Raw genomic sequence first — 512 nt, 5'->3', positions numbered from 1 at the left:
CCTCGACCACCGCGAAGATGGTGGCGTCGGTGCTGCGATAGGCGCTGGTTGCGAAATCCTTGGGCAGGAGCTGCATGAAGGCCGACATGGTCGGCATCGGCGAGCCGCCATCCACCGGATTGACGAACCGCATCTTCAGCCCGTGGCAGGGGTCCCAGTCCTGGTGGCGGCGCATCGTCTCCAGCGCCTCGCGGGTGCGGGCATAGGGATTGTTGAAGATGGGGGAGGAGGGCTGCGCCGCCTCGTAATCGACCGGCAGCATGTTGGCGCCGAATGGCGCCATCGAGTGGCCGACCGCGCGGGTCACCGGTCGTTCGTCCTCCGGCGAGGATTCCGCGAAGGAGGCGTCGTAGAAGGAGACGGTCGGGATGTCGAGCCCGTCGAGCCAGATCATCGGCTCGTCGCTGTGGTTGCCGTGGTCGTGCCAGGCGCGCGGCGGGGTGATGACGAAATCGCCGACCTGCATGATGGTGCGCTCGCCGTCCACCGAGGTGTGGGCCCCGGCGCCGTCC

1 protein-coding gene is annotated in these 512 nt (G+C 68.0%); it reads right to left on the bottom strand.

Annotation, left to right across the window (positions count from 1 at the left end; translation table 11 throughout):
• The coding region (locus WDC87_RS21950) for a cupin domain-containing protein (protein ID WP_336331349.1) at positions 1-512 on the bottom strand (512 nt) is incomplete at both ends.

This window comes from Stenotrophomonas maltophilia group sp. Smal12, from assembly GCF_037079935.1.
Lineage (GTDB): Bacteria > Pseudomonadota > Gammaproteobacteria > Xanthomonadales > Xanthomonadaceae > Stenotrophomonas > Stenotrophomonas sepilia.
Note: the sequence above shows the minus strand (reverse complement) of the source record. Positions and strands in the feature narration are given on the sequence as shown.